Source organism: Pseudomonas sp. UBA6315 (assembly GCF_002438125.1).
In the GTDB taxonomy this organism is placed as follows: domain Bacteria; phylum Pseudomonadota; class Gammaproteobacteria; order Pseudomonadales; family Pseudomonadaceae; genus Aquipseudomonas; species Aquipseudomonas faucium.
Genome location: NZ_DJTF01000007.1, coordinates 22,956 through 47,712, shown reverse-complemented (window position 1 = coordinate 47,712; position 24,757 = coordinate 22,956). Strand labels below are relative to the sequence as shown.

Sequence of the window (24,757 nt, the reverse complement as noted above, 5' to 3'; positions counted from 1 at the left end):
GCAGGATGTGCTCGACGATTTGTGGCACCGACTGGTGCTGGTAGATACGGTATTGCTGGCCGCGGCCCAGCAGCGCCAGGCGCGGCTGCAGGGTCAGCTGATAGCGGGCTTCGTCCCGCGAGCTGGACAGGCGCTCAAAGCCGGTGACCACGCCATGCACGGTGCGCAGCGGTTTGATCTGGGGCGCGGGCAGGCCCAGCAGAGGCAGCTTGCTGGGCGGTGGGTGCAGGCTGAAGGTGGCGCGCTTGCCGAGCATGAGCTCGACGGCGATGTCCTGTTCTGCCGAGGTGAATTCCACGCGGTAGAGGAAGGGTTCGCTGAGCTGTTCCCTGCCTTCGAAGGACAACACGTCGAGTGCTGCGGCCAAACCCTCCACTGCCAGTTTGTGCTGGCTGTGATCAAAGACGCCTTGCGACATTTTTCGAAACTCCACTGCAGTGAAGTTCCGAACCCTGGCGCACATTCTTTGGTGGGGCCACCCTTCCAGGGAAATATAGACAGCTCCTACATCCGGCTGGAAATTGTCCTACATAAAGGTTACATCCTGCGCCGAAAACCAGGGCCCAGTTCTGGCCCTTCCCACACTTACTGCGCCAGGGCAACCACCACGTTTTGGGCCCGGAAAGCATTCAACAAAGCCAGCCCCTGCTGCTCGACCTGCGCCAGTTCAACGCCAGCCCTGTGCGCCAAGGCAGCAAGATGCTCACGCCCACTGCAGCGCTGCTGCTGCAACGACACCAGTAGCGCATGGGCCAACGGCGCCAAACGCGAGAAGTGCACCTGAAAGTCGGCGCCCCGGTACGCCAGCAGCAGTGTCGGCGCCTGTGGCACCTGCCGTGGAATGCTCCCAGGGCCGATCTGGCTGACCGGCCAGGCATAGGCCAGCGGCATGGCCAGCCCGGACAGCACCGGCACGTCATCGAGCAGGTCGGCACTGGCATCATCCTTAGGCTCGCAAACATCGCTCAGCAGCAACGCGGTCTCGACCCATTCGTAATGGGCCAACTCCGCCACCCACCCCGGTAGATCCGCGCGAGCTTGCAGATAGTCCAGCAACTCCCCCGCCACCTCCGTGAACAAGGGCGTGGTGCAACGATGGTCGGCGTAGAAGCCTTCAATCAGCGCTCGCCACCGCTCAGGCCCCAGGCTCGCCTGCAGCACCGGAAAACTCCCCGTCAGCAACGTCAGCACGTTGCCGAAGAACAGTCGCCGATACACCGCCAGGCGCCGGGCTTCGATCCCCGGCGGCGGCGGGTTGGCCTGGGGGTCGCGGATGTGGCGGCTCATGCACAGCTGCTGGGCTTGCAGGGTGTCAGCCATGGCGCCGCTCCCTTGCCGGAGCCTGCAAGGTGCGGATGTGCTGCACCTCGCCCAGCAATTCGGCTAGCGGCGGCAGGTTGAAGTCGCGCTCCAGCAACGTCGGCCGCGGGCCCAGGTATTGGTAGGCATCGCCGAGCAGTGCCCAGACATCGGCCTGGACGCTGGCGCCATGGGTGTCGATCTTCAGCCCCGGCGCTTCGTCGTAATGGCCTGCCACGTGCAGGCAGGCCACCCGCTCGGGCGGTAGGCGGGTGAGAAACTTCGTGGCGTCATAGCCGTGGTTGCAGGCATTGACCACCAGGTTGTTGATGTCCAGCAGCAGGTCGCAGTCGGCTTCGCCGAGCACGGCCTGAAGAAAGTCGATCTCGCTCATCGCCTGGTAGGGCGCGGCGTAGTAGGAAATGTTCTCCACGGCGATACGCCGGCCCAGGGCATCTTGCACCTCGAGGATGCGCCGGGCGGTGTGGCGCACGGCTTCGTCGGTGAATGGCAGCGGGATCAGGTCGTAGAGGTGGCCGTCATCGGCGCAGTAACTCAGGTGTTCGCTGAACAGCGGCACGCGATAGTGATCGAGAAACTGACGAATCCGGCGTAGGAAAACGTGGTCGAGCGGCGCCGGGCCACCGAGCGAAAGCGACAGGCCGTGGCAGGCCAGCGGGAAGCGTTCGGCCAGTTGCGCCAGGCCTTGGCCATAGGCGCCACCGACACCGATCCAGTTGTCTGGCGCACATTCGAGAAAGTCCACGGCCCCGGCGTCCAAGGTCAGCAGTTCGGGCAGCAGGGCACGACGCAAGCCGAGGCCTGCACCCTGCAAGGCAGAAGGTGTGTTCATGGGGCAAGCTCCTGGAGGGTGGAGTGCCCTCCCCGGCATGGGCCCGGGGAGGACGCCAGCGAAAGTCAGTCGCGGGCCTGGCTCAGCTTGCTGTAGAGGTCGCTGGGGAACGGCTTGCCGTTGGCGTCGAACTGATGCTTGCGAAACTGATAGACCTCGGCTTCGGACAAGTAGCCGTCGTGATTGGCGTCGATCGCGTCGAATTCGGCATTGGCGCCCGGGGCCTTGGCCAGCAGTTCGGCACGCGAGACGCGGCCATCGTGGTCAGTGTCGGTGCGTGCGAACGAGGCGTCGCCGCACTTGCCTTCGCCACACTTGCCCTCGGCCTGGGTGACTTTTGCCGAGGCGCCGCTGGCCCCGCATTTGCCCTCGCCGCATTTGCCCTCCCCGGCCTTTTCTGCGGCGGCCAGCTGATAGCCCTGGGGCAGTGGCTCGACGGCAAAGGCCGAGGGCGTGAGGTTGATGCCGCCAAGCAAGGCGATGCTCAGCAGGCCGAGGCGGGTCTTGGTGGGGCGTTGGATACGGGACATAGGCTGCTCCTGAATGGTTCGGTCATGCCGCAAGGGCGAAATGGGCCTGGCAACGCAGCCGTCTGGCTGGGCGTTGGGGCTGGCTCATTTGGCCTCAGGCCTGTGTCCGGGGCGTATCAGGATGCAGCGGGTTTTGTAAGCGAACGGCTCATGCACGGGGCGTGATACACGGTGATACACCGGCTCAGCCGAGGGTCACCGCCTGGCTCACTTCCATCAGCAGCGGCACCAGCTCCTGCTGCACCTTCTCAACCGGCCAGGCACTGAGCTGGGCGGTGATGTTGATGGCCGCCACCACCTGGAAGTGCACGTTGCGGATCGGCGCGGCGATGCCCACCTGGCCGACCAGCACCTGCTCACGGGTCATGGCATAGCCGTTGCGGCCGGCTTCCTGCACCCGTTCCAGCAGCACCTGGCGGTCGGTTTCGGTGTGGGCGGTGTAGGCCACCGGCGCCACCTCGGCCAGGCTCGCCTGCACCCGCGCGGGCGGCAGGTCGGCGAGCAGCACGCGCCCGGCCGACGTGCACCAGGCCGGCATGCGGCGGCCGGGCAGCATTTCTGCGTGGGTCTGGTTGGGGCCTGGAATGCGCATGACGTAGACGATGTCGTGGCCGCTGAGCACGGACAGGTTGACGGTCAGGTTGCAGCGCTCGCGGATCAGTTTCAGCGCCGGCAGTGCGCGGCTGATCAGCGGCGAGGCATTGAGGTACAGAAAGCCCAGCTCCAGCGCCTTGTGGGTGAGGCTGTAGCGCCGCGAGCGTTCGTCCTTGGCCAGGTAGCCCAGCTCGCACCAGGTGTGGGTGAACCGCTGGGCCGCGCTCTTGGTCATGTCGCAGGCCTCGGCCAGCTCGGTCAGGCCCAGCGAGGGCTGGCCGTCGCGGAAGATCTCCAGCACGCGAATGCCTTTTTCCAAGGTCTCGATGAACTGCGGGTGCTGCTGGCGCGGGTCTTTCTCGCTCACGTGGCGGTGCCTCCATTCGGGTGGCCAAGCATAGGCCATCTTGACCGCTGGGCGCGACCTGGCATATACATAGTATCACCAATCAATAATTAGTATTGCATAGCGATACTTTAAGGAGATTCGAATGCCTGGTCAACCCTCCTCCAACCTGGCCACCCGGCCCGCCTGGGAGCTGGCGGCGCAGATACGCGCAGGGCATTTGTCGGCGCGAGAGCTGACCGAGGCGTGCCTGGCGCAAGTCGAGCGGCACAACACGGCGCTCAATGCCCTGGTCACCGTCGATGCCGAAGGCGCCTTGGCCAAGGCCGCGGCTGCCGACGAGCACCAGGCCAAGGGCGGTGCGCTTGGCCCGTTGCACGGCCTGCCGGTGGCGCACAAGGATTCGTTCCTCACCGCCGGCATGCGCACTACCTGGGGTTCGCTGGTGTATGCCGAGCACGTGCCCAGCCAAGACTCGCTGATCGTCAGCCGCCAGGCCGCAGCCGGCTCTATCCTGGTGGGCAAGAGCAACCTGCCGGAGTTCGGCGCCGGCTCGCAGACGTTCAACCAGCTCTTCGGCGCCACCCGCAACCCCTACGCCCCGGCCCTGACCTGCGGCGGCAGCAGCGGCGGCGCGGCGGTGGCCCTGGCCACGGGCATGGTGGCCCTGGCCGACGGCAGCGACATGGGCGGCTCGCTGCGCAACCCGGCGAGCTTCTGCAACATCGTCGGCCTGCGCCCCTCCATCGGCCGTGTGCCGAACTGGCCGAACAACAACAGCTTCGGCCAATTGACGGTGGCCGGCCCCATGGGCCGCTGCGTGGCGGACGTGGCCCTGCTGCTGAGCGTGATTGCCGGCGAAGACCGCCGTGACCCGCTGTCCCTGCAATCAACAACGCTGCCCCTGGACGCGCAGCTGCAAGGCGACTGGCGCGGCGCACGCATCGCCTACAGCCCGGACCTCGGCGGCCTGCCCGTGGAGCCTGAAGTACGCGCCGTGACCGAAGCCGGCGTGCGCCGCCTGGCCGACCTGGGCTGCAGTGTGGAGCTGGCCGAGCCGGACTTCAGCGGCGGCGCCCGCGCCTTCCAGGTGCTGCGCGCGCTGACCTACGCCAGCGGCTACGGCCACCTGCTCGCCAGCCACCGCGCGCAGCTCAAGGACACCGTGGTGTGGAACATCGAGCAGGCCGGCCAGTTCACCGCCCAGGACGTGATCGATGCCGAAGCGGTGCGCGCGCGCCTGTTCCGCGACACCCAGGCGCTGCTGGAGCGGTACGATTTCCTGGTGGCGCCGGTCAGCCAGGTGTTGCCGTTCCCGGTGGAACAACCCTTCGTCCAGCAGATCGGCGAGCAGCCCATGCACACCTACATCGACTGGATGAACAGCTGCTCGCTGATCACCCTGAGCGGCCACCCCTGCCTTTCGCTGCCCTGCGGCTTCAGCGAGCAAGGCCTGCCGGTGGGGCTGCAGATCGTCGGCCGCTACCGCGACGAACAGCGCCTGCTGGCTTTTGCCCAGGCACTGGAAACGCTCAACCGCCCCTATGTAGACCGCCCGCTGGCGGGCTGACCCGCAACGCTGGCAAGGCGCGACAGACGCACACACAACGCCGGCTTGATGCCTTTTGAACAATGCCAATAACAGTCAAAGGAAGCCCCATGTCCACTTCACCCCACGCATCGCCCACCCGCGCGCGGCAACCCATCCGCGCCGCCGCCGGGTCGTTTCTCGGCACCCTGATCGAATGGTTCGACTTCTATATCTACGCCACCGCCTCGGCGCTGATCTTCAGCCATGTGTTCTTCCCCGGCAGCAGCCAGCTGGTGGGCACCTTGTCGTCGTTCGCCACCCTGGCGGTGGGCTTTCTCGCCCGGCCGCTGGGTGGGGTGATCTTCGGCCACCTGGGCGACCGCTTCGGGCGCAAGTATTCGCTGATTCTTACCCTGGTGCTGATGGGGGTTTCCACAGTGGGCATCGGCCTGCTGCCTTCATTCGAGCAGGTCGGCTTGCTGGCGCCGGTGCTGCTGGTGGCCCTGCGCATCCTGCAAGGCATCGCCGTGGGTGGCGAATGGGGCGGTGCGGTGCTGCTGGCCAGTGAGCATGCGCCCGAGGGCAAGAAGAGCTTCTACGCCTCGTTCGCCCAGCTGGGCAGCCCGGCGGGCCTGGTGCTGTCGCTGATGGTGTTTCGCCTGATCACCGAACTGCCCGATGCCGACCTCTACAGCTGGGGCTGGCGCCTGCCGTTCCTGGGCAGTGTGCTGCTATTGCTGCTGGCGTTCGTGATCCGCCGCGGCGTGCACGAATCGCCCGAGTTCGAAGCCCAGGCCAAGCAGGAAAAGCCCGAGCAGTCGCCGGTCAAGAGCGTGGTTCGCGATGCCTGGCCGTTGATCCTGCTGGTGATGGGTGCCTGCTCCATCGGCATTTCCTCGGCCTACTTCACCAACACCTTCATGATCGCCTACGCCACCCAGTACCTGGGCATCAAGAGCTCGGTGATCCTCGAGTGCCTGTCGGTGGTGGCCATCGTGCAGCTGATCAACCAGCCCATCGCCGCGTGGCTGGCGGACAAGGTCGGCGCCGGCCGCTTCCTGCTGCTGACCTCCGCCGCCAGCATGCTGGTGCCCTATGCCATGTTCAGCCTGGTGGCCAGCGGGCAGAACAGCATGATCATCCTCGGCATTTCGCTGGCCAAGGTGTTCTCCTCGGCGTTCTACGCGGTGATCGCCGGCTATATCGTCAACGTGTTCCCGGTGTACCAGCGCTATTCGGGGATCTCGCTGGCGTACCAGGCCTGCGGCGCACTGATCGGCGGCACCACGCCGATGGTCGGCACGCTGATCGCCGGCCAGGCCGCGGGCCAGTGGTGGCCGCTGGCGCTGTTCTACTCGCTGCTGGCGTTCATCTCGTTCGCCTGCGTGCTGCTGCTGATGCGCCGCCGCAGCCCGCTGCTGCAGCCCAGCTACGCCTGAGGCACGGCCTAGCGCCGGTCCAGCAGGCGCGCCAACAGGAAGGTCGCCGCCACCGCCAGCACCACGGCGGTGGCGATCGATGGCAGCGTGCCCCAGGTTTCGATCGAGGCCTTCACGGCCAGGTAGAAGCCCAGCACGCCCACCGCACCAATGGCATTGCCGCGCACGATCGCCCCCAGCTCCTGGTGCCCGCCCTGAACGTGGGCGAACACCGCCAGCGGCCAGGCAATCACCGGGATCGGCGCCAGCAAGCCGCTGGCCACCGGCCCCAGCCACTCGGCACTGGCCGTGATCGCCACCAGCAGCAAGGTGGCCGTGAGCATGCGCATGGGGATGACCCAACGCGGCAACGCCACCACCTTGGGCGGGGCACTGTCAGCCTTGGGCCGGGTGACCACGATGATCACGCTGAGCAGCGCCAGGGTCACTGCAACAGAAGCCGCCAGCACCCCCAGCCGGCTCATCAGCCAGGCGCTGACCGCGTACACCGCCAACGCCGCCAGGCAACCGATGAGCGCCGAAACCCGCCGCGTTACCAGGAAGTAGAACAGGTAGGTGGCCTGAACCGCAGCCAGCCCCGCCAAGGCCCCGGGCACAGCCTGCAAGGCGAACCCCGCGCCCTGCTCCAGGCTCAGAAACAGGATCACCAGCGCCGAGGTGACCGGCAGGCCCGAGAGCAGGCCGCCAATCTTGGTGCCCCAGCGCTTGGACGCCAAGGAGATGGCCAGCATGAGCGTGGGGGTGATGAGAAATTTCAGGTAGAAGGCAGTCATGAAAGGCACGGCAGGCTCTGGGACACGGACCGGCATCATACCTCAGCGAAGCAGCGGCACCGATGCCGACAGCCTGCTCAGCCATGCCACAAATGGCTGAGCGTCAGCCCGCCATCTGCGCCTGCAGAAACTCGCGCAGCGCCTGCGCGGCCGGCGACAGGCTGCGCCCCTTGCGTGTCAGCAGGCCGATCTGCCGTTCGACCTTGGGCGCCGCCAGGGGCAGGAAGGCAAGCTTCTCGTTCTCCTGGGGGAAGGCCAGGTAAGGCAAGGTGCTGATGCCCACGCCCTGCTCCAGCATGGCGATCAGCGAAATCATGTTGGACACGAACAAGCGGCTGTGCGCCAGCAGCGCCTCGGCCTCGCTGCCCTCCAGCAGCCGCGAGGTGCCGTTGCGCACCATCGCCAGCCCTTGCAGCTGCGACCAGTGCAAGGGCGCGCCGGCCTGCGCCAACGGGTGATCGGCGCGGCACACCACGCCCACTTGGTCGTGCAGCAGCGGCGCGAAGTCGAGCTGCTCGTCCTGCGCCCACAGGCTGCTGATGCCGAAATCCACCTGCCCCTGGGCCAGCAGCTGTTGCACCCGCTCGGCCGTGGCGTCCTGGATGCTCACCTGCACGTTCGGGTGCTCGGCCACGAAGCGCGCCAACGGCCCCGGCAGCAGGCGGCTGGCCACCGAGGGCACGGTGGCGATGCTGACCTGGCCGATTTCGTGGTGGGCCAGCAGGGTCACCTCGCGGGCGATGCGGTCGTGGTGTTCGAGCAGGCCGCGAAACAGTGGCAGGCAGTGTTCGCCGAAGGGCGTCAGCTCCACCCGGCCACCGCCCTTCTCGACCAGGGCCTGGTCGAGCTTCTGCTCGAGCTCACGCACCGCCAGCGAGATTGCCGGCTGAGTGCGGCAAGCCTGGCGGGCGGCGGCATGGAAGCTCTTGAGTTCGGCGACCAGCACGAAGTAGCGCAGCTGGGCGATCTTCAGCTCGGGCAACATGGTTAGCGTTCCTTATCAAAGCATTTTTTTTATTAATTTTTATTTGCCCCATATTGCTCGCAAGATGAACGCCAGGCAAACAGAGGCTTTCATCCATGTCACACAACACCTACAAGAACTACATCGATGGCCAGTGGTGCGAGGGCCAGGGCTGCATCGCCAACCACAGCCCCTCCGACACCGGCGACCTGATCGGCGAGTACCACCAGGCCACCACCGAGCAGGCCCTGCAAGCCATCCAGGCCGCCCGCGCCGCACAACCGCTGTGGGCCGCCAGCGGCCTGGAAGCCCGCCAGCAGGTGCTGATGGCCATCGGCGACGAGCTGATCGCGCGCAAGGCCGAGCTCGGCGAGCTGCTCTCGCGTGAAGAAGGCAAGCCGCTGGCCGAGGGCATCGGCGAAGTGCAGCGCAGCGGCCAGTTCTTCCACTACTACGCCGCCGAAGTGCTGCGCCAGATGGGCGAAACCGCCAGCTCCGTGCGCCCCGGCATCGACATCGAAGTGCACCGCGAGCCGGTGGGCGTGGTCGGCGTCATCACCCCGTGGAACTTCCCCATGGCCACCGCCGCCTGGAAGATCGCCCCGGCCCTGGCCTTCGGCAACGCCGTGGTGTTCAAGCCGGCCAACCTGGTGCCGGCCAGCGCCTGGGCGCTGAGCGAGATCATCAGCCGCCAGGGCCTGCCCCATGGCACCTTCAACCTGGTCATGGGCAGTGGCGCCAGCGTCGGCGAAACCCTGGTGCAATCGCCCGATATCGACGCCCTGACCTTCACCGGCTCGCTGCAGACCGGCCGCCGCGTGGCCGTCGCCACCGCCGCCAACCTGGTGCGTTGCCAGCTGGAAATGGGCAGCAAGAATGCCCTGGTGGTGATGGATGATGCCGACCTCGAGCTGGCGGTGGAATGCGCGCTCAATGGCGCGTTCTTCGGCACCGGGCAAAAGTGCACGGCCTCCTCGCGGCTGATCGTCTGCGACGCCATCCACGACCGCTTCGTCGACGCGCTGCGCCTGCGCATGCGCCAGCTCAAGGTCGGCCACGCCCTGCATGCCGGGGTGCAGATCGGCCCGGTGGCCGAGGCCCGGCAACTGGAGCAGAACCTGGAATACCTGCGCCTGGCCCAGGCCGAAGGCGCCACCTTGATCGAAGGCGGCGAACGCCTGCAGCTGGAGAGCGACGGCTACTACATGCGCCCGGCGTTGTTCGTCGATACCCGCAACGACATGCGCATCAACCGCGAAGAAGTGTTCGGCCCGATCGCCTGCGTGATCCGCGTCAGCGGCTTCGAACAAGCCCTGGCCACGCTCAACGACACCGCCTACGGCCTGACCGCCGGCATCATCACCCAGTCCCTGCGCCATGCCAGCGAGTTCAAGCGCCGCGCCCAGACCGGCTGCGTGATGGTCAACCTGCCCACTGCCGGCACCGACTACCACGTGCCGTTCGGCGGGCGCAAAGCCTCGAGCTTCGGCCCGCGCGAGCAGGGCCAGTACGCCCGCGACTTCTACACCGTGGTCAAGACCACCTACCTGCGGCCCTGAAGGATGACCAGCATGAACGACCTCCTGATGATCGACGGCCTGCAGTACTCCAACTGGAGCCCGGAAATATTCCAGCAGATGCAGGCCGGTGGCCTGAGCGCGGTGCACGCCACCATCGCCTACCACGAGAACGCCCGCGAAACCCTGTCACGCCTGGGCGAGTGGAACCGCCGCTTCGAGACCTGGCCCGAGCTGATTCGCCCGGTGCGCAGCGCCGGCGACATCCGCCTGGCCCAGCAAGAAGGCCGGGTGGGCATCTTCTTCGGCTTCCAGAACTGCTCGCCGATCGAGGACGACATTGCCCTGGTCGAGGTGTTTCGCCAGCTCGGCGTGTTCGTCATGCAGCTCACCTACAACAACCAGAGCCTGCTCGCCAGCGGCTGCTACGAAAGCGAAGACAACGGCATCAGCCGCTTTGGCCGCCAGGTGATCGCCGAGATGAACCGGGTCGGCATGCTCATCGACATGTCCCACAGCGCCGAACGCAGCACCCTGCAGGCCATCGAGCTGTCCAGCCGGCCGGTGATCGTGTCGCACGCCAACCCGGCAAGTTTCCATGCCGCCAAGCGCAACAAGTCTGACGCGGTGCTGCGCGGCATCGCCGAATCCGGCGGGCTGCTGGGCTTCAGCACCTACCCCTTCCACCTCAAGGACGCCTCGGCGTGCAGCCTGGAGAGCTTCTGCGACATGGTCGCGCGCACGGCCGACCTGATGGGCGTGGAGCACATCGGCATCGGCACCGACCTGTGCCAGGCGCAGCCGCTGGCGGTGCTGGAATGGATGCGCAACGGGCGCTGGAGCAAGGACAAGGACTACGGCGAGGGCTCCAAGGACAACGCCAACTGGCCGGCGCCGCTGCAGTGGTTCCGCGACAGCCGCGATTTCCCCAACATCGCCCGGGGCCTGCGCGCCCGGGGCTTTGCCGAAGACGATGTACGCAGGATCATGGGGCTCAACTGGCTGCGCCTGCTGGAAACCGCCAGCACGCCGCACGCCTGAGCCGCGCACGGACAGCATCGACAATAACAACAAAGCAGCTTCCGGAGGCTTCATGAAAAACCCCACCACCCTGCCGGCCGAAGGCCAGGCCCTGGGCCTGCCGCTGGCGCGGGACATCGACTGGCCGCTGTTTCTGATCAGCGGCGGTTTTTTGGCCGCGTTCCTGGTCGCGGCGCTGGTCGACATCGACGCGGTGTCGGCGCTGGTCAACACCCTGTTCGCCTGGTCGACGCGGTTCTTTGGCCTGTACTGGCAGGTGCTGATGCTGGCGACCTTCGCGGTCAGCCTGGTGATCGGCTTCTCGCGCTGCGGGCGGGTGCGCCTGGGCGGCGTCGACCAGCGCCCGGACATCAGCACCTTCAACTGGATCGCGGTGATCATGTGCGCCCTGCTCGCCGGTGGCGGCGCGTTCTGGGCGGCGGCCGAGCCGCTGATGCACTTTGCCAGCCCACCGCCGCTGTTCGCCGGCGTGCAGCCGCACAGCGAAGCAGCAGCCACCGCGGCGCTGGCGCAGTCGTTCGTGCACTGGGGCTTTCTTGCCTGGGCCGTGCTCGGCAGCCTGCTGGCGATCGTGCTGATGCACCTGCACTACGACAAGGGCCTGCCGCTGGCCCCGCGCACCCTGCTCTACCCGCTGTTCGGCGAGCGTGCGCTGAAAGGGCCGATCGGCACCCTGGCCGACGCCACCTCGATCATCGCCGTGGTCGCCGGCACCATCGGCCCGATCGGCTTTCTGGGCCTGCAGATCAGCAGCGCCATGCACGCGGTGTGGGGCGTGCCCAATGGCATCGTCACCCAGTCGCTGACCATCGTCCTGGTCACGGCGATGTACACCGTGTCGTGCCTGGTGGGGCTCAAGGGCATCCGTTTCGTCAGCGAGATCAACGTGTGGCTGATGATCGGCCTGGCGCTGTTCATGGTGCTGTGCGGGCCGACGCTGTTCATCCTCGGCGGCTTCCCGGCGGCCTTTGCCCTGCACGTCGAGCAGTTCATCCCGATGACGCTGTTTCGCGCCGACCCCAAGTGGCTGGACTGGTGGACGGTGTTCTACTGGGGCTGGTTCATCGGCTATGCCCCCATGGTGGCGCTGTACGTCGCGCGGATCTCGCGAGGCCGCACCATTCGCGAGATCATCATGACCTTGTCGATCATCGCCCCGCTGGTGACCATGTTCTGGTTCACCGTGGTCGGCGGCACCGGCATCGGCCTGGAACTGCAGACCCCCGGCATCGTCACCGCCCATGGCACCCAGGCCGAGGACCTGCTGCTGGGGGTGACCCAGAACCTGCCGTGGGGCGGCCTGATCAGCGCGCTGTTCCTGTTCCTGAGCTTCATTTCGGTGGCCACCAATGGTGATGCCATGGCCTTCACCGTGGCCCTGGCGATGTCCAGCAACGACAAACCGAAGAAATGGCTGTGCGGCTTCTGGGCCATCGGCATGGGCCTGGCGGCGGTGGTGCTGATCACCATCGGCGCAGGCGGTGTCACGGCCTTGCAATCCTTTATCGTCATCACCGCGGTGCCGGTGTCGCTGGTGATCCTGCCAGCGTTGTGGGATGCCGTGCGCATCGCCCGGCACATGGCCCGCGAACAAGGCGTCTGAACCATGATGCATGCAGGTACAACAACAATGAGCAACCCCGCGTTCGCACCCACAGGGCTGCGCCCGGCCAGCCAGGTCATGGACCTGGCCCGCCTGGGCAGCCACTTCCAGAGCCCCTTGAGCTTCGTGCGCAGCAGCCTGCGGCGGATGATGAACCAGCGCTGGCAGATCAGCCGCAGCCGCTTCGACCTCGACGGCAACGGCTTCGGCACCGCCATCTACCGCATCGACACGCCCAACGCGCACTACCACTGCGTGATCTTCTCAGCCTACCTGCCGCCGGAAAAGCGCAGCGACCGGGTGATCGCCGACCAGTGGGACGTCGCCTTCGTGCTGCTGGCAGGTGACGTCGACGCGGCGCAACTGGCCGACCTGCAGCGCAATGTGCCGCTGCAGGAAGCCGGCCGTTTCGATGCCCGGGTGCTGGTGCTGTCGCGGGCCAACCGCAGCCTGCGCAACTTCGACCGCTTCCTTGCGGCGCTGGCCGAAGGCAACCAGCCCGACCCGCGCCAGCTGGCCGAAGTCGGCTACCTGTACCGCACCACCGCGGTGTACGGCAATGGCAAGTTCGGCATCGCCGACTTCGCCTGCCTGCAGGGCAACCCGGACTTCGACCAGCCGTTCAGCGCGCAGATGTTCACGGTGTACCTGCTGCGCCATTTCAGCATCGAGCAGATCGAGCACATGGCCCGCGCCCTCGCCCCACAACGGGCGGTGCCGTTGGCGCCGGCGCTGCAGCGTTACCTGGGGGTCGGCAATGCCACGGGGTTGGGGATGGCGCCGTTTCTGATCAACCACCCGCAGCTCGTCGAGCGCTGGATCGCCACACGGGAACGCGCATTGGCCCTGGTGCTGGCACAAGCTCCGAGCCCTGAAAGGCTGGCCCGCCTGCACGCGCTGCTGGCCAGGGCCCAGGCGCACCTTGCGCAGACCTGCACCGAAGACCAGCGCCAGCACGAGCAAGACCAGCGCACCCTCGCCGAGCTCGCCCGCCTCGGCGACTGGCTCGACACCCAAGCCTGCAGCGCCGGCCTCTGGCAGCGCCTGCAGGGCTGGAGCGAAGCCCATGCCGGGGTCGGTTGCCAGGAGCTGCTGGTCAGCCTGCTGCTGGAGCTGTACCCCGAGCAGGTCACGCCGCTGGCCGAGCAGATGGGCGTGGTCGAAGGCTGCCAGCTGGATGCGCAGATGCCACTTGCGCAGCTGCGCGAGCTGATCGAACAGCACTATGCCTGGGCCTTGGCCTACGACTTCAGCGACGTGCAGGCCGAGCACTTCTTCTGGTACCGCTCTGCGGAAAAAGAAGAACCCCGCCTAGGCATGCGCCACCAGGAGCCGGGCGCCGAGAAGGAAATGCAGCTGGGCATCGCGCGCAATATCCAGCGCTGCCACAGCGCCCTGCTCGCCCACCTGGGCACCCAGCCCCAGGCGCTGACGGCGCATTTCCTGATCGCCCAACCCGGCTTCAAGGGCACGGTCCGCCGCCTGCAAGGCATGGCGCGCACCGCCTATGGCGAGATCCGCGCCAACCTGCTGGCCGAGGGCATGCTGCCGATCCACCTGCTGCGCTGCAAGCTGGCGTTCTTCGGCGCTGGCAAGTTCGACCCGAAATCCAGCCGCTGGGTGCGCATCACGCTGTTCCAGGGCGCGCCCCTGGTTGCCGACATCGGCCAGCCGTTCACCGATGACTGGAATTTCGCGGTCATGCCGCAGGAGGGTGTGTGACCATGCGCGTATCGCTCAACGAGATCCAGGTGATGTGCCGCAAGGCCTTCGAAGGCATGGGCTTTGCGCCCGGTGACTGCGAGGATGCCGCCGAGCTGGTCGGCTGGCTGCACCTGCAAGGGCTGGACGGCGTCGGCACGCTGGCCAAGGCGCTGGATTACCTGCACAGCGAAGCCGCACGGCCCTACAGCCTGTGCCATGAAGACAGCGCCCTGCTGGTGATCGACGCCCAGGGCCAGAGCGTGCTGCGCTGCGCCGCCACCGTGGTGGAGCTGGCACTGGGCAAGGCCCTGCGCGACGGCCAGGCCGTGCTGCGCATCCAGCAGTGCCACAACCGCCTGCTGTTGCTGGGCTACCTGAGCCGGGCCGCCGAACGCGGCCTTGCGGTGCGCGCCCAGTGGGGCGATGCACGCCAGCGGCATGTGGCGACGTTCGCCGCTGGCGCCAGCTGCCCCGCCCTGCACAGCGAAGCCGCCGAACCTTGCGCAGAACAAAGCATCACGGTGCTGTTCAGCCGGCCGACGCAAGCCGCTACAGCGGCGGTCACCCGCGTTGGCACGCTGAGCCAGGGCTTCGTGGTGAGCGAGCAGACCTGGCAGCGGCTGCAGCAGTTCGCCGAACAGATCCTGGTCGAGAGCACCGAAGCCTCGCGCCGTCATGGCGCTGGCGGTGGTAGCGATGCCGACTGATTGCCAACCTTCAGGAACCCTTCAATGAAACATGCGATCAAGACCGACCTGTATGCCTCCAAGGCGCCGCTGGAATGGGCGGTGGTGGGCAATGGCACGCTGTACACCGCACAGATCCCGATCGACGCCCAGGGCCAGGTGGTGCCCGGCGGCATCGAGGCCCAGACCCGCCAGACCCTGGACAACCTGCGCCACACCCTGGAGGCGGCGGGCGCCTCGCTGGACGATGTGACGCAGGTGCTGATCTATGTGACCGACCGCAGCTACCTGGCGACGGTCAACAGCCTCTATGGCCAGTACTTCCAGCCCCCCTACCCCAACCGCGCTGCTGTGGTAGTGGCTGGGCTCGCCCGCGAAGAAATGCTGGTGGAGTTGGTTGTCTATGCCTGTGTGCCGTAGCCCACAAGCCAAGGGTCGCGCACTTCTCCTGTGGGAGCCGGCTTGCCGGCGATGAGGCCAGGGCAGGCAACCCTGAGCGTCTGCTCCGGCCCTATCGCCGGCAAGCCGGCTCCCACAGGAAGAGCAACGCACACGCTTTTGGATAGTACTGCCAACCCGCCGCAGCGTTCTCGATCGGGAGCCCACAAGCCAAGGGTCGCGTACTTCTCCTGTGGGAGCCGGCTTGCCGGCGATGAGGCCAGGGCAGGCAACCCTGAGCGTCTGCTCGGGCCCCATCGCCGGCAAGCCGGCTCCCACAGGAGGAGCAGCGCACACGCTTTTGGATAGTACTGCCCCGCCCAGCTATCGTTACTGTCGCACTGCCAACCCGCCGCAGCGTTCCCTTTCGAGGAGCCCGACATGCCACTGGTACGCATCGACATCAGACGCCAGCCCAACCCCACCCACCTGCAGGCCCTTGGCAAGGTGGTCTACGCCGCCATGCGCCAGACCATCAACGTGCCGGAGCACGACAACTTCCAGGTGCTGACCGAACACGACAGCGACAACCTGGTGAACGACCCGCACTACCTGGGCATCCAGCGCACCGAGGCCCAGGTATTCATCCAGATCACCCTCAACGAGGGCCGCACCCTGGAGCAGAAGAAAGCGCTGTACCTGGCCATCGCGCAAGGGCTCGAGCGCGAAGCCGGCGTGCGCCCGGAGGATGTGTTCATCAACCTGGTCGAGGTGCGCAAGGAGAACTGGTCGTTCGGCAACGGCATCGCTCAGTACGCGAACTGACCGCCGCAGGCGTCACTCTTGAACGACAGCGTTGCCATCGAGGGCGGCCTGTTCGGCCATTTTCAGGCGCTCGGCCTTGCAGATGTACTTGGGCTTGCTGCGCGGGGCCAGCTTGGCACTGGCTTTCTTGGCGTGGGCTTGCATCAGCTGTTTGATTTTCTTGCGGCGGTTCATACGGAGCTCGGTAAAAAAGAGATACGCTTGCAGCCTACACTGTTAACGCTGGCTGTTGGAGCGCCCGCCGTGACTTATGCAAATGCCGCCCTGTTCCTGCAGGGCCTGGACGACGAATGGGCGCGCCACATCAGCGCCATCGGCCCCTGCCGCCATGAAACCAAACCGGCCCGCGAGCCCTACGAGGCGCTGATTCGCGCCATCGCCTACCAGCAACTGCACGTCAAGGCCGGCGATGCGATCCTGGGGCGGTTTCTTGCGCTCTATCCAGGCCAAGCATTCCCCGCTGCCGACGCCTTGCTGGCCACGGACGCCGAACAGCAAAGGGTCTGCGGTTTTTCCGCGAACAAGCTGGCGACTGTCCGCGCAATTGCCCAGGCGCGCCTGGATGGTGTGGTACCGACACTGGCCGAGGCCCAGGCGATGAGCGACGCCGAGCTGGTCGAGCGCCTGGTGTCGTTGCGTGGGGTCGGCCGCTGGACGGTGGAAATGTTCCTGATCTACAGCCTGGAGCGGGCCGACATCCTGCCGGTCGACGACTTTGGCGTGCGCGAGGGTTACCGGCGCCTCAAAGGCCTGGAAAAAGCCCCGACGCCGCGCCAGATGCGCGAAATCGGCGAACCCTGGAGCCCCCACCGCACCACCGCGGCCTGGTACCTGTGGCGCGTGCCCCAGGCCAGGTGAATTCAAGCGCAAGAACCGGAGTGCTTGCGCGGCGAGGGGTTCATAGACTGGCCCCACTCCCCCTTAGCGAGATTGCGCCATGAACCTGCCCAAGCCGTCGAGCGCCCCTTTCGGCACGGATGAACAACGCTGGGCCGCCGTGCAGGCCCGCGACCCCGCCGCGGACGAGCATTTCGTGTATGCCGTGCGCACCACCGGCGTGTACTGCCGGCCCAGCTCCAGCGCGCGCCGCCCCAAGCGCGAAAACGTCGTGTTCTTCAACGACGCAGCGCAGGCCGAGGCCGCCGGTTTTCGGCCAAGCCTGCGCGCCTCGCGCGACCAGACCGGCGCCCGCGAACAGCGCGCCGCGCTGGTGGCCAAGGCCTGCCGGCTGATGGACGCCTCGCCCACGCCACCCACGCTCGACGAACTGGCGGCGCAACTGGGCCTGAGTGCCTTTCACTTCCACCGCCTGTTCAAGGCCGAAACCGGCCTGACGCCAAAGGCGTATGCCTCGGCCACCCGCGCCCGCAAGCTGCGCGAAGAACTGGGCCAGGGCGAAACCTCGGTGACCGACGCCATCTACGGCGCCGGCTTCAATTCCAACAGCCGCTTCTACGCCACCTCCGAGCAACTGCTGGGCATGCGCGTGAAGGCCTACCGGGATGGCGGCGTGGGCACGGCAATTCGCTTTGCCATCGGTGCCTGTTCGCTTGGGGCGATCCTGGTCGCCCAGAGCCAGCGCGGCATCTGCGCGATCCTCCTGGGCGAAGACCCGGAGGCGCTGCTGACCGATCTGCAGGACCAGTTTCCCAAGGCCCAGCTGATTGGCGCCGACCCGCAGTTCGAAGCCCTGGTCGCCCAGGTGGTGGGCTTCATCGAAGCGCCCTCGCTGGGCCTGAACCTGCCCCTGGACATCCAGGGCACGGCGTTTCAGCAGCGCGTCTGGCAAGCGCTGCGCGAGATCCCGCCAGGTGCGACGGCCAGCTACAGCGACATCGCCGAACGCATCGGCGCGCCCAAGGCCGTGCGGGCGGTGGCCCAGGCCTGCGCGGCCAACCACATCGCGGTGGCGATCCCCTGCCACCGGGTGGTGCGCCGTGATGGCGACATCTCGGGGTATCGCTGGGGCGTGGAGCGCAAGCGCGAGCTGCTCGATCGTGAGTCCGGCCATTGACTGCGCCACGGCTGTGGCGGCTGCCGGGCAGTGACGGCAAGCCCCTCAATCCGCCGCCTGCAGTGCCTTGAACTGCTCCCCAAGCTCCAGCGCCACACGGCCGCTGGCCGGCGTGGGCATCAGGTGGGTGAACGGGATGTCGATCATGCGCTGCTCGCGCACGGCGCGCAGGCGCGACAGCACCGGGTCACGCAGCAGCAGTTGGCGCTTGCGGCTGGCGGGCGACCACACGGCGTCGGCCAGCAGGATCACGTCCGGGTCACTGAGCAACAAGGTCTCGCGGCTGGCGTTGACGCGATACAGGTCGATGTCGGCAAACACATTTCGTGCCCCGGCAGCCGCCAGCAACTGGGTGACGAAGCCGCGCTTGCCCTGGCTGTCGAGGCCTTTGATTTCGCTGTCCAGGTAGAACACCGACAGCGGTTTGCTGGCGCTGCCCAGCGCCCGGGCGCGGGCCAGGTCGCGGTCCATGGCGCCGATCAGTTCGCCGGCCTTCCGTTGCCGGCCCAGCAACGCCCCCAGGGTGGCCAGGTCGTGACGCACATGGCCGAAGTAATCCAGCGAATGGCCGTCGCATGCTGACTCCAGCAGGTAGGAGGCAATGCCATTGGCGCCCAGTGCGCTTCTCGAGGTGATGCCGGCGCCGAACGCCGAAGCGAAACCGCCCACCACCAAGTCGGGCCTTTGCGCGTACAGCACTTCGCTGGCGGGGTACTCGCGGGCGATCACCGGCACGCCGGCGTACTGCCCCTGGCGCCAACCCGCGCCATTGTCATCGAGGTAGGCCACGCCGACCAGCGCAGGGCCGGCGTCTAGTGCCAGCAGCAGATCGGCCGCATGCTGGTTGAGGGCGACGATGCGCGAAGGTGGCGACGGGGGCAGGCTCCATTGCTGCGCGCAGTTGCGGTAAGTGCCGGCCACGGCCGGCACGGTGAAAAGGGCTGCAAGCAACAGCCCCCCAACTTTACTGATCAAATGTGCAGCCACCGGCGCCCTCTGAAACGATGATCTGGCGATCGCTCATGCCCTGGGAAAGCCAGGAAACGAGCGGATGCCAAACCTACGCTAGTCCTCGGACGCCGTCCATGCTCAAGGCCCTGAGCCCTTGCAGCAGGCCAGCGCTCAACTGGGCCAGCACGACTGGCGGATCACGCTGCAGAAGTTGCCAGGCCGAAAGCCCGGCTCCTTGTCCGCGATCACATCGGCCTTGACGTTGCCGAAGGTGGTCTGCGGCTTGTGCCGAATGCCTTCGTAGAACGCCTGGATGATCGCTTCCTTGAACTGCTCGCCACGTGGGTGCGCCTGCACCACGGCCTCTCGCGCCGCACTGCCGAGCCCTTCGTGGTGCAGGCCGAGCACGTCGGTTTCGACACCTGCGGTCACCAGCGCAATCAGCGGGTGCATGTGTTCGGGGATGCCGGGCGTGGTGTGCAGGGCAATGGCCGTCCAGACCCGCTCGACATCGCGCTCGTCGACGCCGTGGCGCTGCAGGAAATCGCGCGCGGCGTTGGCCCCGTCGACCTCGAAGCGGCAGCAATCGCTGCTGTGCGAGTGGGTCAGGCCCATGTCATGGAACATGCAGCCGGCGTACAGCAGCTCGCTGTCGTATTTGAGCCCCAGGCGCTGGCCGGCCAGGGCGGCGAAATAGAAGACCCGGCTGGAGTGGTGGTAGAGCAGCGGCGATGCCGTGTCGCGCACCAGCTCGGTGATTTCTCGCGCCATGGCGCTGTCGGGGATGTGGATGCCGGCAATGGATGTGGACATGTGCGTACCTCGGAGGGGTGGATGACCCGTCCAGTCTGCTGGCCGCTGCCTATGCCCTCAATTGACTTGACCAGTCAGATACTGCCATTGTCGGCGCCATACAGCCTTGCCCGCGCCCCTTGAGAAACCGCCATGCCCAAACAGCCGATCACCCTTGCCATCCTGGCGTTGCCGGGCGTTCAACTGCTCGATGCCTGCGGCCCGCTCGATGTGTTCGCCGAGGCCAACCGGCAGCTCGGCCACCAGGCCTACCGCCTGCTGTTGCTGGCCTGCGAACCGGGGCCGCTGGTGAGTTCATCGGGCACGCGGCTGCTGGCCGATGGCTGGATAGGCGATGAACTGCCAGCGCTCGACACCTTGCTGGTGGCAGGCACGCCGCAGGCGGCCGAGCAGTACCTGCGCCCCGGCATTCTCGATTGGCTGCGCCAGCGCGCAGGCGCCTGCCGGCGCTACGGCTCGGTGTGCACCGGGGCCTTTGCCCTGGCGGCTGCGGGGCTGCTGGATGGGCGGCGGGTGACCACCCACTGGTCGGTGGCGGCGCCGCTGGCTGCGCGCTATCCCGCGGTACAGGTCGATGCCGATGCCATCCAGGTGCACGACGGCAAGCTGCGCACCGCAGCCGGGGTAACCGCCGGGCTTGACCTGGCCCTGGCCCTGGTCGAAGAAGACCTGGGCCACGAAATGGCCAAACAGGTTGCGGGGCATCTGGTGATGTACTTCAAGCGCCCGGGCGGGCAATTGCAGTTCAGCCGCCAAGGCGCCAGTTCGCCGGCCGGGCGTTCGGCGCTGCAGGGCCTGCAGCGCTATATCGCCGCCAACCCGGTCGAGGACCATGGCATTGCCGCCCTCGCCGCCCGTGTCGGCCTGAGCCCGCGGCATTTTGCCCGGGTGTTCCACAGCGAGGTGGGCATGACCCCGGCGGCCTGGGTCGAACTGGCCCGGGTCAACGCCGCGCGGGCGCGCCTGGAGGCAGGCCGCGAAGCGCCCAAGCAGGTGGCGGCCGCCTGCGGCTTTGCCAATGCCGACACCTTGCGCCGCGCGTTCGTCCGCCACGTGGGGGTAACGCCTGCGGAGTACCGCAAGCGCTACGGGCGCGTGGGCTGAACGTTCCCCGGCTACTGGCTTGGCGGGGTGCCTTCAGCGTTTGCCAGCACCACATCGACTTGTACCCGCGCGTTCTCGGGCAGCGCGGACACGCCAACCACCCTGCGTGCAGGCACGCCATCGGGGAAGAACGCCGTGTACACCTCGTCCACGGCGGCAAGGTCCTGGATATCGGCAAGGAAGACGTTGACCTTGACCACATCGCTCAGGGCGTGGCCGATGCTTTCGACAATCGCCTTGACGTTGATCAGGCATTGCTGCGCCTGCTCTTTCACACCCCCGCTCACCAACTTCCCGGTACTGGGGTTCAAAGGCAGTTGCGCAGAGAGGTGGTTGTAGTGCGAGAAGGCGACCGTTTGCGTGGACAGCGGGTGCAGGGGCGCATGGGGCGTGTTGTTTGCCTTGATGACAATCCCGTGGCGGTCTTCGACAACTTGCGGTGGCGTGCCATCGCCGTGGGAGATGACGGCTTCTATCTGCACCAGCGCATCCATGGGCAAACCTGAGGCCACCACGACCGTGCGCGCGGGGAAGTAACCGACTGCCCTGGCAATGGCCGAGTCGGGGAAGAAGGTTTTGTACACCTGGTCGACCTGCGCAAGGTCCGAGAGGTTTTTCACGAAGAGGGTGATCTTGACGATGTCATCGAAAGGCACGTCCATGCCTTCGAGGATCGCCTTGATGTTTTTCAGGCACTGCGCGGCCTGCTCCTTGGCACCGCCTGCCACCAACTTGCCGGTTTGCGGGTCGATCGGCAGTTGCGCAGACAAGTTGTTGTAGTGCGAAAAAGCCACGGCCTGCGCGGACAGTGCGCTTGCCGGCGCACGCTCGGTATTGCACACCGTCTTGACCAGGTCGCCGGCCTGGGGGGCGTTGGGGATCGTGCCTACGCCATTGGAAAGCAAGGCTTCCACTTGCACCAGGGCATCCATCGGCAATGCGGCAACCGCGACAGTCGTCACCACCGGCACATAGCCTGGGAAATAGGCCGAATAGACGCTGTTGACGACTTCGGCATCGGCCATGTTGCGCAGGAAGATGCTGAGCCTGACCACATCCTCCAGTGTGTGGTCGACGCTTTGCACCACGGCCTTGATGTTCTTGAAACACTGCTCCGCCTGCGCCTTCACACCCCCTGCCACCACGGCACCGGATGCGGGGTCGATGGGTAACTGGGCGCTAAGGTTGTTGTAGTGCGAGAACGCGACACTTTGCGAATAAGGGCCAATGCCTTCTGGAGCATTGCCGGTATTTCTTGCCAATACGGCGTTGTAGCCACTCATGCTAGTACTCCCATCTTTCTGGATTTCACAGATTGAGTGGCAAGCAGATAATCCATTGCGCGATCGAAGGCTGCCACTGTGGGGCCGGGCGACTGGTTCACTGCCTTGAGGGCGAATGAGCGAGTGTCAGGAGGGATGAAGCAGGGCAATTGTAGTGAGCGCTGGGTATCGCGCCATTGACCGGGCGCAATAATCGAAGCGAAGTGGCTGGCTGACAGATTGATTTGGAATAACTGCAATAGCGCGGGGGTGGGATTAGTTGGCAAAACTGCCCTGATTTGCCGGATAACGAAGGTTGCGATTAAGCTGCGCGCATGGCGCCATGAGGATGGAATCGATGTTGCGTATATCGCTAGGAATGGCTTTGTTACTTGCCGGCGCACTGGCCACGGCAGCCCCACTGAAGGTGCCCAGCCCGGCCCAGCTCAGGAGCCAGCTCGACAGCCTCAAGCCGGGCCAGTTTCTCTGGTACCCGCAGGTTTCGCCGGTGGGCCCGGTCACGGTGGTGATCAGCCTCACCGAGCAGCGTGCCTACGTCTATCGCAATGGCATCGCCATCGGCGTCAGTACCGTGAGCAGCGGCAAGGCCGGGCGCGAAACCCCCACCGGGGTGTTCAGCATTCTGCAGAAGAAGGTCGAGCACAAATCCAGCCTCTACAACAGCGCCCCCATGCCCTACATGGAGCGCCTGACCTGGGACGGCATTGCCCTGCACGCGGGCCATCTGCCGGGCTACCCCGCCTCCCATGGCTGCGTGCGGCTGCCGATGGAATTTGCCAAGAAGCTGTACGAGGTCACCGGGTTCAGCTCGACTACCGTGATCGTCTCCGACACCCACAGTGCCCCGGTGGAGGTCTACCACCCGGGCGTGCTGGCGCCGACGGTCAGCGATGGCAAGGCCCAGGGCCCGCTGGTGTTGAACAACCAGCAGTTCTGGAACGACCCCGACCCTGCCGCCGGGCCGCTGTCGATCCTGATCAGCCGCGCCGACCTTCGCGCCTACGTGTTTCGCGGCGGCCAGCTGATCGGCTCGGCGCCGGCCCTAACCCTGGAAAGCAGCCGCCATCGCAGCGGCATGGCGGTGTATTCGCTGCTGCAAAAACCTTCCGCCCTGGCACTCGACGGCGCGCTGCCGTTGCGCTGGTCGGTGGTGGGCCTGAGCAACCCGGAGTACGGGGACACGCCCTACGAGCAATTGGGGCAGTTGAACATGAGCCCGGAATTTCGCCATCACCTGCGTGCGGCGATGGACGTCGGCACCATGCTGGTGATCACCGACTGGGCCTCCACCCGCGATACCCGCAGCAACGGCCAATTCACCGTGATCAGCACCGACGACGGCGAGGATGCTAAGCCATTGGTCAAGAAATGATCGGCAAACCTGTGAATTTCAAGCAAAGTAGCGGCCTTTGGCCTTCAATCAAGCTGAATCTTCGCTTGATCTTGCTTGCGACCCCAGACAGGTCTTCAACAGGATAATCCATGTCGATGTTCGAACCTTTGCGGGGAGCCCTGCGGCTCTCAGCGGCCAGTATTGGCCTGTTTTTCCTCGGCGCCTGGCTGCCCGCCCAGGCGCAATCACTGCCCAGCGCCGCCGAACTGCAGCAACTGGCGCCGAACGCCAGCCTTGCGACCCTGGCCCTGGCACTCACCGCCTACACCTGCGCCAGCCACAACGACCCGGGCAAGCTGCTGACGGTGATCGACTACTCCAAGGCCTCGCGTGACAAACGCCTGTGGGTGTTCGACCTGAACGCCCGCAAGCTGTTGTTCGAAGAGTGGGTGGCCCACGGCAAGAACAGCGGCGCCGATGTGCCGAGCACGTTCTCCAACGCGCCGAACAGCTACCAATCCTCCATCGGCCTGTATGAAACCGGCCAGACCTACAGCGGCAAGCACGGCCGCTCGTTGCGCCTGCAGGGGCTGGAGCCTGGGTTCAACGACAACAGCATGTCGCGGGCGATCGTCATGCATGCCGCCGCCTATGCCGACCCCAAGGTGGTGCCCGGGCTCGGCCGCCTGGGCCGCAGCCAGGGCTGCCCTGCGGTGCGCCCGGCAATCGCCGGCAAGCTGATCGACACGCTGCAGCGTGGCAGCTACGTGTTCGCCTATTACCCGCAGCAGGACTGGCTGAAGAAATCGCACTTTCTCAACGATCAAAGCTGCCCGTTGCCGAACCAGTCGATTGCCAGCAAGTAGGCCCGCGCCCTTGTCCATCGCCTGGCAGATGGTCTAGGATGCCGCCCGCCGGTTTCCATCACGGAACTAATAGGGAATCCGTCGCTCGCCCGCATGCGAGCCAAACGGAACTGCCCCCGCAACTGTAGGTGCCGAGCCCGCTCCTGAAACGCCACTGGACACTGTCCGGGAAGGCAGGAGCCGGGCCATGACGCACCAGTCAGGAGACCTGCCGGCACACATTCACCAACCGGCGGGGTGTCCGGGATGGCCATCCTCTGCCCTGCCCTGGGCCTGCCCCGTGCCTGCACGGGGCAAGGTGATGCCTGTC

Annotated in this window: 25 protein-coding genes and 1 riboswitch; of the genes, 14 read left to right on the top strand and 11 right to left on the bottom strand. The window is 66.2% G+C overall.

The genetic code is table 11. The features are described 5' to 3' along the window. From B3E94_RS00575 to B3E94_RS00555, 5 genes are all read right to left on the bottom strand, one after another. Positions 1–418: contractile injection system protein, VgrG/Pvc8 family (locus B3E94_RS00575; RefSeq protein ID WP_286911939.1), on the bottom strand; the 418-nt coding region annotated here is incomplete at its 3' end. 167 nt (positions 419–585) lie between these two features. Beyond that, complete coding sequence (locus B3E94_RS00570) at positions 586–1,320, bottom strand: DNA-binding domain-containing protein (RefSeq protein WP_286911938.1); 735 nt, start codon at positions 1,318–1,320, stop codon at positions 586–588. Then, positions 1,313–2,152 (bottom strand): DUF692 domain-containing protein, encoded by an 840-nt coding sequence (locus B3E94_RS00565; RefSeq protein ID WP_286911936.1) that lies wholly within the window; start codon positions 2,150–2,152, stop codon positions 1,313–1,315. The genes B3E94_RS00570 and B3E94_RS00565 overlap by 8 nt, the downstream gene beginning before the upstream one ends. A 65-nt stretch (positions 2,153–2,217) precedes the next feature. Beyond that, positions 2,218–2,682 carry a hypothetical protein gene (locus B3E94_RS00560; RefSeq protein ID WP_286911935.1) on the bottom strand — a complete coding sequence of 155 codons (465 nt, stop codon included), beginning with the start codon at positions 2,680–2,682 and terminating at the stop codon, positions 2,218–2,220. A 184-nt stretch (positions 2,683–2,866) separates the two neighbouring features. Beyond that, the gene (locus B3E94_RS00555; protein WP_176517598.1) at positions 2,867–3,643 is read right to left on the bottom strand and encodes an IclR family transcriptional regulator; all 777 of its coding nucleotides are present in this window, start codon (positions 3,641–3,643) and stop codon (positions 2,867–2,869) included. Positions 3,644–3,767: 124 nt separating this feature from the next. Here B3E94_RS00555 and B3E94_RS00550 point away from each other — a divergent pair, with 124 nt between their 5' ends. Beyond that, a complete protein-coding gene (locus B3E94_RS00550) occupies positions 3,768–5,192 on the top strand; it encodes an amidase (protein WP_286911933.1) in 1,425 nt (474 codons plus the stop codon). Between the two features lie 89 nt (positions 5,193–5,281). Further along, a complete protein-coding gene (locus B3E94_RS00545) occupies positions 5,282–6,592 on the top strand; it encodes an MFS transporter (RefSeq protein ID WP_176517596.1) in 1,311 nt (436 codons plus the stop codon). An 8-nt stretch (positions 6,593–6,600) separates the two neighbouring features. Here B3E94_RS00545 and B3E94_RS00540 read toward each other — a convergent pair whose 3' ends face one another. Together B3E94_RS00540 and B3E94_RS00535 are read right to left on the bottom strand one after the other, a co-directional pair. Continuing rightward, the gene (locus tag B3E94_RS00540; protein WP_286911932.1) at positions 6,601–7,365 is read right to left on the bottom strand and encodes a hypothetical protein; all 765 of its coding nucleotides are present in this window, start codon (positions 7,363–7,365) and stop codon (positions 6,601–6,603) included. A gap of 103 nt (positions 7,366–7,468) precedes the next feature. Next, positions 7,469–8,350 carry a LysR family transcriptional regulator gene (locus tag B3E94_RS00535; protein WP_176517594.1) on the bottom strand — a complete coding sequence of 294 codons (882 nt, stop codon included), beginning with the start codon at positions 8,348–8,350 and terminating at the stop codon, positions 7,469–7,471. Positions 8,351–8,445: 95 nt separating this feature from the next. On the opposite strand from B3E94_RS00535, the gene B3E94_RS00530 reads away from it, so the two are divergent. From B3E94_RS00530 to B3E94_RS00500, 7 genes are all read left to right on the top strand, one after another. Next, complete coding sequence (locus B3E94_RS00530; protein ID WP_286911930.1) at positions 8,446–9,888, top strand: aldehyde dehydrogenase family protein; 1,443 nt, start codon at positions 8,446–8,448, stop codon at positions 9,886–9,888. 12 nt (positions 9,889–9,900) lie between these two features. Further along, entirely contained in the window at positions 9,901–10,887 is a 987-nt protein-coding gene (locus tag B3E94_RS00525) for a dipeptidase (RefSeq protein ID WP_176517592.1), read from the top strand. A gap of 52 nt (positions 10,888–10,939) precedes the next feature. Then, a complete protein-coding gene (locus B3E94_RS00520) occupies positions 10,940–12,490 on the top strand; it encodes a BCCT family transporter (protein ID WP_176517591.1) in 1,551 nt (516 codons plus the stop codon). A 27-nt stretch (positions 12,491–12,517) separates the two neighbouring features. Continuing rightward, positions 12,518–14,212, top strand: a complete 1,695-nt coding sequence (locus B3E94_RS00515; protein ID WP_286911929.1) for a hypothetical protein — start codon at positions 12,518–12,520, stop codon at positions 14,210–14,212. 2 nt (positions 14,213–14,214) lie between these two features. After that, complete coding sequence (locus B3E94_RS00510) at positions 14,215–14,901, top strand: DUF3726 domain-containing protein (RefSeq protein ID WP_176517623.1); 687 nt, start codon at positions 14,215–14,217, stop codon at positions 14,899–14,901. A gap of 24 nt (positions 14,902–14,925) precedes the next feature. Next, positions 14,926–15,300: a RidA family protein gene (locus tag B3E94_RS00505; RefSeq protein WP_176517589.1), complete on the top strand. Its 375-nt coding sequence runs from the start codon at positions 14,926–14,928 to the stop codon at positions 15,298–15,300. Between the two features lie 399 nt (positions 15,301–15,699). Continuing rightward, positions 15,700–16,083, top strand: coding sequence for a tautomerase family protein (locus tag B3E94_RS00500; protein ID WP_286911928.1), 384 nt, complete (start codon positions 15,700–15,702; stop codon positions 16,081–16,083). Positions 16,084–16,095: 12 nt separating this feature from the next. On the opposite strand, the gene B3E94_RS00495 is transcribed toward B3E94_RS00500, so the two are convergent. Then, entirely contained in the window at positions 16,096–16,257 is a 162-nt protein-coding gene (locus tag B3E94_RS00495) for a DUF2986 domain-containing protein (RefSeq protein ID WP_286911926.1), read from the bottom strand. A gap of 69 nt (positions 16,258–16,326) precedes the next feature. Between B3E94_RS00495 and B3E94_RS00490 the strand changes: the two genes are divergently transcribed. Then, positions 16,327–16,941, top strand: a complete 615-nt coding sequence (locus tag B3E94_RS00490; protein WP_286911924.1) for a DNA-3-methyladenine glycosylase family protein — start codon at positions 16,327–16,329, stop codon at positions 16,939–16,941. 79 nt (positions 16,942–17,020) lie between these two features. Beyond that, positions 17,021–18,097, top strand: a complete 1,077-nt coding sequence (gene ada, locus B3E94_RS00485; protein WP_286911922.1) for a bifunctional DNA-binding transcriptional regulator/O6-methylguanine-DNA methyltransferase Ada — start codon at positions 17,021–17,023, stop codon at positions 18,095–18,097. Between the two features lie 45 nt (positions 18,098–18,142). Here the strand turns inward: ada and B3E94_RS00480 are convergent, their stop codons facing one another. Beyond that, entirely contained in the window at positions 18,143–19,072 is a 930-nt protein-coding gene (locus B3E94_RS00480; protein ID WP_286911920.1) for an ABC transporter substrate-binding protein, read from the bottom strand. A gap of 147 nt (positions 19,073–19,219) precedes the next feature. Next, positions 19,220–19,861 (bottom strand): HD domain-containing protein, encoded by a 642-nt coding sequence (locus tag B3E94_RS00475; protein ID WP_176517582.1) that lies wholly within the window; start codon positions 19,859–19,861, stop codon positions 19,220–19,222. Positions 19,862–19,993: 132 nt separating this feature from the next. On the opposite strand from B3E94_RS00475, the gene B3E94_RS00470 reads away from it, so the two are divergent. Next, a complete protein-coding gene (locus B3E94_RS00470; RefSeq protein WP_286911918.1) occupies positions 19,994–20,965 on the top strand; it encodes a GlxA family transcriptional regulator in 972 nt (323 codons plus the stop codon). A gap of 11 nt (positions 20,966–20,976) precedes the next feature. On the opposite strand, the gene B3E94_RS00465 is transcribed toward B3E94_RS00470, so the two are convergent. Further along, positions 20,977–22,248, bottom strand: coding sequence for a RidA family protein (locus B3E94_RS00465; RefSeq protein WP_286911917.1), 1,272 nt, complete (start codon positions 22,246–22,248; stop codon positions 20,977–20,979). Between the two features lie 337 nt (positions 22,249–22,585). On the opposite strand from B3E94_RS00465, the gene B3E94_RS00460 reads away from it, so the two are divergent. Both B3E94_RS00460 and B3E94_RS00455 read left to right on the top strand, forming a co-directional pair. Then, positions 22,586–23,620, top strand: a complete 1,035-nt coding sequence (locus tag B3E94_RS00460) for a L,D-transpeptidase (protein ID WP_236237506.1) — start codon at positions 22,586–22,588, stop codon at positions 23,618–23,620. A gap of 110 nt (positions 23,621–23,730) precedes the next feature. After that, on the top strand, positions 23,731–24,447 hold the full coding sequence (locus B3E94_RS00455; protein WP_236237505.1) for a murein L,D-transpeptidase catalytic domain family protein: 717 nt from the start codon (positions 23,731–23,733) through the stop codon (positions 24,445–24,447). A gap of 32 nt (positions 24,448–24,479) precedes the next feature. Further along, positions 24,480–24,677: riboswitch (cobalamin riboswitch) on the top strand. The last annotated feature ends 80 nt before the right edge of the window (positions 24,678–24,757 follow it).